The organism is Catenibacterium sp. AM22-6LB, from assembly GCF_003435615.1.
GTDB lineage: Bacteria > Bacillota_I > Bacilli_A > Erysipelotrichales > Coprobacillaceae > Catenibacterium > Catenibacterium mitsuoka_A.
The window spans coordinates 2,173-8,337 of the sequence record NZ_QTUM01000077.1; the positions used below are offsets into that span (position 1 = coordinate 2,173).

The 6,165-nt window shown below is 32.5% G+C and carries 8 protein-coding genes and 1 pseudogene; 2 read left to right on the forward strand and 7 right to left on the reverse strand.

Features of this window, described 5'->3' with window-relative positions:
- The 7 genes and pseudogenes from DW269_RS11610 to DW269_RS11640 all read right to left on the reverse strand — a co-directional run.
- Positions 1 to 357 (reverse strand): annotated as a pseudogene (locus tag DW269_RS11610) (PTS sugar transporter subunit IIC); the annotation flags it as partial.
- Positions 358 to 652: 295 nt separating this feature from the next.
- Complete coding sequence (locus DW269_RS11615; protein WP_022425965.1) at positions 653 to 1,357, reverse strand: GntR family transcriptional regulator; 705 nt, start codon at positions 1,355 to 1,357, stop codon at positions 653 to 655.
- A gap of 58 nt (positions 1,358 to 1,415) precedes the next feature.
- Complete coding sequence (yfcE, locus tag DW269_RS11620) at positions 1,416 to 1,958, reverse strand: phosphodiesterase (RefSeq protein ID WP_117460089.1); 543 nt, start codon at positions 1,956 to 1,958, stop codon at positions 1,416 to 1,418.
- A gap of 1 nt (position 1,959) precedes the next feature.
- Entirely contained in the window at positions 1,960 to 2,706 is a 747-nt protein-coding gene (locus DW269_RS11625) for an exodeoxyribonuclease III (RefSeq protein ID WP_117460091.1), read from the reverse strand.
- A 25-nt stretch (positions 2,707 to 2,731) separates the two neighbouring features.
- Positions 2,732 to 3,355, reverse strand: a complete 624-nt coding sequence (locus tag DW269_RS11630; protein WP_040390252.1) for a GyrI-like domain-containing protein — start codon at positions 3,353 to 3,355, stop codon at positions 2,732 to 2,734.
- 225 nt (positions 3,356 to 3,580) lie between these two features.
- Positions 3,581 to 4,066, reverse strand: coding sequence for a peptidylprolyl isomerase (locus tag DW269_RS11635; RefSeq protein ID WP_022425969.1), 486 nt, complete (start codon positions 4,064 to 4,066; stop codon positions 3,581 to 3,583).
- A 98-nt stretch (positions 4,067 to 4,164) separates the two neighbouring features.
- Entirely contained in the window at positions 4,165 to 4,743 is a 579-nt protein-coding gene (locus DW269_RS11640) for an AAA family ATPase (protein ID WP_117460093.1), read from the reverse strand.
- A gap of 111 nt (positions 4,744 to 4,854) precedes the next feature.
- Between DW269_RS11640 and DW269_RS11645 the strand changes: the two genes are divergently transcribed.
- On the forward strand, positions 4,855 to 5,607 hold the full coding sequence (locus tag DW269_RS11645; protein ID WP_117460095.1) for an MBL fold metallo-hydrolase: 753 nt from the start codon (positions 4,855 to 4,857) through the stop codon (positions 5,605 to 5,607).
- Complete coding sequence (rlmH, locus tag DW269_RS11650) at positions 5,597 to 6,076, forward strand: 23S rRNA (pseudouridine(1915)-N(3))-methyltransferase RlmH (RefSeq protein WP_117460097.1); 480 nt, start codon at positions 5,597 to 5,599, stop codon at positions 6,074 to 6,076. The genes DW269_RS11645 and rlmH overlap by 11 nt, the downstream gene beginning before the upstream one ends.
- Positions 6,077 to 6,165 lie beyond the last annotated feature (89 nt).

Below are 6,165 nucleotides of genomic sequence, written 5' to 3' on the forward strand. Positions count from 1 at the left end.
TGGAGTTACCATCATCCATAAGATGAAGCCTAATACAGCTGGGTAAGATCCTGTTTCACCATTTGCTTCAGCAATTTCAGAAGCAAGTAACATAGTAATACCAATAGTAATACATGAGATTGTAGCATACTGCATAGCAGCAAAGATTGGGTTAAGAACTTTAAGAGCCATAATTGGAGACCATAAAGCACCTAAACCTGTTGAATCATTTACTAAAACGTTTGTCCAAAGAACACCAACGGCACCTGAGATTGTAGCTGGCATGAAGTTCTGGAATGCATTCTTGATTGCATTCAAGTACTTATTCTGACCACACCAAGCACCGACACGTCCTAGCTTATCAGCAAAAGCGTCCATAAATTTTCCTCCCTAAATCTTTTCGACAATTACAGTATAATCGCTCTTTATAAAAATGTCAACGGTTACATCAGAAAAAATATGGTATTTTTAATTAACAAGACCATATTTTTGCATCTAAAAAATAGAAATTATATTGAGAAATTCAGACATTTTTAATTCTACACACTTTAAATTATTTTTTTCATAAAATAAAAATTTAAATTCATTAATACAGTTATATTCTTCTCATGTTTTTGCTACTTGTAAATAAATAGTAAAATTAAAAGAGAACTATAACACATAGTTCTCTTAATTATTGTTCTACAATAACGGTCTGGAATTCAAAGTCTGCATAGTGACGACGATTGAATGTCAACTCAAATACAGAGCCATTAGAAAGGTATGTTGTCTGTTCTTCCTGGATATAAGGTTCCCCTTCACCTAGTCCTAAGAATGACTGTTCGAGTATTGTAGACAGTGCTGATGTGATCTTTAAATGACAACTCTGAACCGTCATATGTAATTGATTGATTACATATTTATACAATGAATCCTTTAAGACATCTGCTTTCAGGTTAACTAAACGATATAGTGGAATATATGTAATCTCTACACAATAAGGTTTTCCATCAACAGAACGATTTCTAATAATATGATAAACAAAGTCTCCTTCATCTATCTGTAGCTTTTCCGCTATTTTCTTATCACTTGGTATAACCTCAAATACTTTAATATCCGAAGTCACATCATGTCCTTCAAAACGCATAGAAAGACTGCGCATACGGACAGTTTCATTGTTTTCAGATACATTGAGTTCTTTCACAAATGTACCTGCTCCACGGCGACGAATAATGAGACCTTCTTTTACTAGAATCTCCAAAGCCTTCTTCATGGTTTCTTTATTACAATGGTAATTAACACATAACAAGTATTCGTAAGGAAGTTTCTGGCCCGAAGTATATTCTCCCGACTTAATCTTCTCTCTAATTGCATCTGCAATATCTCTATACTTTGCCACAAAACCACCTCCTTACTTAAAAATACCATACTTTTAAAAAGAATGCACTGTATAATCCTTATTTTGTAATTTTTTTACACCAAATCTCTTTATGTTCTAAATTATAAAGTGTGAATGTTTCATTTTCATAAACTAAGAAACTCTTTACACCTTGTTTTGGTAAAGAAATAGAGTTTGGATTCACTGTATAGAAGCCATGGTCTTCAAACACTGGAACATGATAATGTCCATAAAGGAATACATCACCCTTCTTTAAATAAGGCATATTGTCTTTGTTGTATAAATGTCCATGAGTAATATAGAAATCATGTCCGTCTACATTAAGTAATGCATAATCACTTCTCATAGGGAAGTCTAAGACCATCTGGTCTACTTCTGCATCACAGTTACCTCTTACTGCAAGGATCTTATCTTTATATTTATTTAATAAAGGAATACACTTTTTAGGTGCATAACCTTCTGGTAAGTCATTTCTAGGACCATGATATAAAATATCACCTAGGATGATTAAACGGTCTGGTTGTTCTTCATCAAAGTAGTGCATCACCTTTTCTAGGTCATTATAAGAACCATGAATGTCTGATATGATCATTAGTTTCATTTTATTCCATCTCCAATCCAATTGGGCAGTGATCACTGCCAAGTATGTCACTATATATTAAACTCTCTTTTATTCTCTCTTTCAATGAATCAGAGACAATAAAATAGTCAATTCTCCATCCAGCATTTCTTTCTCTTGATTTAAACATATAACTCCACCATGTATAAGCATCCTTTTTATCTGGATAAAGATATCTAAATGTATCAATATAGCCATGAGATAAAAGTTCTGTCATCTTATTACGTTCCTGATCAGAGAAACCTGCATTATGATGATTGGATGAAGGGTTCTTTAAATCTATTTCATGATGAGCTACATTGAGATCACCACAAAGGATGACAGGCTTATTAAGAGCATCTAAATAGGCAAGGAAGGCATCCTCCCATTCCATGCGATAATCAATTCTAGCAAGCTCTTTTTTAGAATTAGGTGTATAACATGTTACAAAGTAATAGTCTTCAAACTCTAATGTAATGACTCTTCCTTCCTGATCATGTTCCTCTATTCCTATTCCATAAGATACTGATAGTGGTTTTATTCGAGTAAGTACAGCTGTTCCACTATACCCCTTCTTAAGAGCATCATTAGTATAAAGTGTATAACCAGGGATATCTAATTCAATCTGATCCTTTTGCGCCTTTGTTTCCTGTAAGGCAAAAATATCAGCATTCAATGATTCAAAACTTTCTAAAAAACCTTTTTTTAAACAGGCACGAATGCCATTTACATTCCATGATACGTATTTCATATTCTCTCCTCAAAAAAAGAAGGAGCTAAAAAGCCCCTTCTCCATTTTCTTCAATCGCATAACGAACAATTGTTTTCAGTTTTTCACTTGGTGTCTTTTCATAATCATTTAAGTAAATCTCATGATGGAATCCTTCTAAACGCATATTCTGGATAGTGATGAACTCCATGATCTGCTTAGTTGTATTGATTTCAGTATTATAAGCACCCTTATGTAGCATCTGTACGCAATGTCCTTCAGTCATCCTCTTAAGATATATATCTACAATGTAAGGATTATCCTTCTTGTTAGCTGCTTTCTGTTTAATAATTTCAAATGTATTAGGATCTAGAAGCTTTGGCTGTGCCATCATCAATGTAAACTTGATCATCTTCTTACGAGTAACGTCAAACTTTGAATTATCATAGGTATCCCATAATCCTTCTAGCGGTGAAATAAGATAAACAAGATTCTTTTCCTGTTTAAAATACTCTCTAATTTCTGCTGACATGATTCGAAGAGCTTTTGATTTTAAGTGGAACTCTTCTACTTCAGGATTACCGATTCCATCAATCATGATGAAATTGAATTCTGGAACATCAACAATGTCAATCTTCTTTGTTGATGCATCATATTGTTTTTTATACTCTTTACGTATACCTTCCTTCATACGGCGCCTCCTTTCTTAAACGTAAACATTATACAAAAATTCACATGAAAATACTACCATTTTAGTATTATTTCTAAAGAATGTCTTGATAATGTGTCAATTTCATTAATATAGTTTTGGGCATTGATTTATAACTGACAACAAAAAAGCTATTCACAAAGAATAGCCTAGATTTACTGTCAGTACTATATTGTATCAAGATTTCAATATTTCGCAACAGTTTTTTTATAATAATTTCATTGTCTTGATAACCTGTGGTTCATTAGGCATATCATTCCAAGGTGATCTTTTAACATTCGCAATCTTATCTACTTCTTCTAATCCTTCAGTAATTAAACCAAAAGCAGCATAGTCACCATCTAGATGTGGTGCGTCAGCATGCATAATAAAGAACTGAGATGAAGCAGAATCCTTAACCATTGTTCTTGCCATTGATAAAACACCTCTTGTATGCTTTAGGTTATTAGTCACACCATTAGATGCAAATTCACCCTTGATAGATGCTGCTGGATGTTCTTTCATATCAGTATCATATCCACCACCCTGGATCATGAATCCTGGGATAACACGATGGAAGATTAAGCCATCAAAGAAGTTATTTTTAATTAAGTTCACAAAGTTTTCTACAGTAATAGGTGCTACTTCAGGATATAATTCACCCTTCATCACATTGCCATCCTGCATTTCAATTTCAAATAAGATTTTTTCCATGATTTTTCTCCTTTATTTGATTTCGTCTTATTTTAACATATTTATTCTATCTCTAATAGTAAAAGCTGTAATAGATCATCTATTACAGCTTCTTATTATTATAATTTCTTATACATTTCCGCAATAATTTCAGCAGCTTCATCTAAACCATAATCACTATTAATAGTTAAGTCAAAATTCTTTAACTGACCCCATTTATTTGTTGTGTAGTAATTATAGTAGTTAGCTCTCTTCTTATCTCTTGAGATGACATACTTCTTTGTATTCTCATGCTCTTCTTTATATTCTTCTTCTACTCTCTTAATACGTGATTCAAGAGGTGCATGGACAAAGACTCTTAATACTTTATCATAATCCTCAAGAATATAATCAGCGCATCCATTTACTATGATACATGAATCGTTACTTGCAAGATGACGAATGATTTTAGATTGTGTTGCGAAAACCTGATCATTTAAAGGCATCTGGAAAGTACCTCCAGCCATTCCATAAAGGAATCCTGAACTCTTTTCCTGAGATGCTTTCCTAATTGTTTCAATATCAAATCCAAGTTCCTGTGCAGCTAAATCAATAATCTGATTATCGTAATAAACAATTCCTAAAAGATTGGCTACTTTCTGTGCTATGATACGTCCTCCAGAACCATATTCTCTTGCGATTGTAATAATTTTAGGCATAAGACAAAACCTCCTTCTATATGTTTATTTTATCACAAGTTTAAAAGAATATGTAAGAAACTTTATTGTAAATAATGAGATGTGCTATAATGCATGGGAAAGAGGTGGATTATGGAATACCATGTTTTAGCAAGTGGCTCTAAAGGAAACAGCACATTTATTGTAGAAAAAACTACAGGTATTTTAATAGATTGTGGTATCTCAAAGAAACAGCTTGTCTATCGATTAAAAGAAATTGGATATACAATAGATGATATAGATTATGTATTATTAACCCATGATCATGCAGATCATAATAAGAATATACATATATTTGATAAAGAAATAGTATATACCGCAAAAGGTAATATAGATGATCTAGATGAAAATCATGAACTTGTTCCTTATACAAGTTATACATTTGGTGATATAGATGTATATGTATTACGTCTTTCACATGATGCAACTAATCCTATCGGATTTATATTTGAAGGGGATGAAACACTTCTCTATATGACAGATACAGGTTATGTATCACAGAAGAATAAAGAACTTATTCACAACTTGAATTATTATATTATAGAGTCTAATCATGACATAGAGATGTTGATGGCTACACGTCGTCCTTTTTCTTTAAAGAATAGAATTATGGGAGATACAGGACACTTAAATAATGAATATAGTGCTCATTTAATGTGTGATGTGATTGGTGAGAATACAAAAGAGATTGTATTAGCCCATTTATCACAAGATGCCAATATAAAAGAAAAGGCATTAGAAACTTATTATTCTATATTTGATGAAGAAAATATAAAATTTGATAAAGAGATGATTAAAGCAGCAAGTCAAACATCTGTTGTTTCTGGAGGAAAATATGAACATTAAGATTATTACTGTAGGTAAGTTAAAAGAGAAGTATTTAAGAGATGGTGTACAGGAGTATGTAAAAAGACTTGGTGCTTATGCCCATGTGGATTTAATTGAAGTACCTGATGAAAAGATACCTAATAACCCTTCACTTGCAGAAGAGGCACTTGTGAAAAGTAAAGAAGGAAGAAAGATTCTTGATCATGTGAAACAGAATGATTTTATGATTCTGTTAGATGTTGCTTCACGTGAGATGGATTCAGTGGCTTTTAGTCAATATATTGAGAAGAAGATGATTGATGGTTATTCTACTATTGTATTTGTGATTGGCGGATCTTTAGGACATGGAGAGGATGTTCTGACAAGAGCTGATTTTAAATTATCTTTTTCACCAATGACTTTCCCACATCAATTAATGCGTCTGATTCTTGTAGAACAGATTTATCGTGCATTTAAGATTATGAAGAATGAAACATATCATAAGTAGATGTCAATACAATGTATTGACATCTTTTTTGTATAATCGAGTAGGAGAAAATAATTAAAATTATTTTCGTCCTCTCACACCACCGGGCA

Bases quoted from the DNA above. Each gene is read 5' to 3' on its own strand.
- yfcE (WP_117460089.1), bottom strand. From the start codon at position 1,958: ATGAAACTAATGATCATATCAGACATTCATGGTTCTTATAATGACCTA.
- DW269_RS11625 (WP_117460091.1), bottom strand. From the start codon at position 2,706: ATGAAATACGTATCATGGAATGTAAATGGCATTCGTGCCTGTTTAAAA.
- DW269_RS11630 (WP_040390252.1), bottom strand. From the start codon at position 3,355: ATGAAGGAAGGTATACGTAAAGAGTATAAAAAACAATATGATGCATCA.
- DW269_RS11635 (WP_022425969.1), bottom strand. From the start codon at position 4,066: ATGGAAAAAATCTTATTTGAAATTGAAATGCAGGATGGCAATGTGATG.
- DW269_RS11640 (WP_117460093.1), bottom strand. From the start codon at position 4,743: ATGCCTAAAATTATTACAATCGCAAGAGAATATGGTTCTGGAGGACGT.
- DW269_RS11645 (WP_117460095.1), top strand. From the start codon at position 4,855: ATGGAATACCATGTTTTAGCAAGTGGCTCTAAAGGAAACAGCACATTT.
- rlmH (WP_117460097.1), top strand. From the start codon at position 5,597: ATGAACATTAAGATTATTACTGTAGGTAAGTTAAAAGAGAAGTATTTA.